This window comes from Candidatus Accumulibacter vicinus (genome assembly GCF_000584955.1).
Taxonomy (GTDB): domain Bacteria; phylum Pseudomonadota; class Gammaproteobacteria; order Burkholderiales; family Rhodocyclaceae; genus Accumulibacter; species Accumulibacter vicinus.
The window spans coordinates 6337-7134 of the sequence record NZ_JDSS02000004.1 but is presented as its reverse complement, the minus strand read 5'-3'; the positions used below and the strand labels follow the sequence as shown (position 1 = coordinate 7134).

At 67.4% G+C, this 798-nt stretch carries 1 protein-coding gene; it reads right to left on the bottom strand.

The genetic code is table 11. The annotated features are described in order from the left end of the window. The coding region (locus CAPSK01_RS00180; protein ID WP_273702821.1) for a type II secretion system F family protein at nt 1-798 on the bottom strand (798 nt) is incomplete at both ends.

Sequence of the window (798 nt, the reverse complement as noted above, 5' to 3'; positions counted from 1 at the left end):
AAACGGTGTGGCCGACAATATCGAGCGCCGCCAGGATCGGAATGCCGCCTTCGAGCAACATGCCGGTGGTCAGGTACAGCCGCGACAGTTCGATGATGCGTACACGTTCGCCGATGCCGGGCAGGCGCGTCAGGAAGACCATCCAGCGCCCGCTGCCGATGCAGCGACGCAGCCCGTAGGCCGCCGCCAGCGCCAGCGCCAGCACGCTGGCGAACACCAGGTCGGAATGCTGGCCGACGAACTGTCCCCAGTCGAGCAGCCATTGCGACAGCCAGGGCAGCGAACGGCCGCTGCCCTGATAGACGCCGGCGAAGCGCGGTACCACGTAGCCCATCAGGAACAGGGTCACGCCACAACCGACGATCAGCAGGATCACCGGGTAGATGAGGGCGCTGATCATCTTGTTGCGCACCGTCTCCAGACGCGTCTGGTAGTCGAGGTAGCGCGCCAGCGCGCGCGGCAGATCGCTGGTTCCCTCGGCAGCGCGGACGATGCCGACATAGAGCGGTGGGAAGACGTCGGGTTGGCGGGCCAGCGCCGCCGAAAAACGCAGACCCTCGCGCAGGTCGCGCGTCAGGTGCTCGAGCACCGACCGCGAACTCGGCGAAGACTCTTTCTCGAGCAGCGCCTCGAAGGCCTCGACCAGGCTCAGTCCGGCTTCCAGCAAAGCCAGCAGTTCGGCGCTGAAGAGCAGCAGCGAGAAGGCCTTGCTGCCGCGACCCGGCACGGCGCCCATGACCGGGGCGGCGGCGGCCTGGATCGACAGCGGTTGCAGTCGCTGCTGCTGCAGCATGCGGC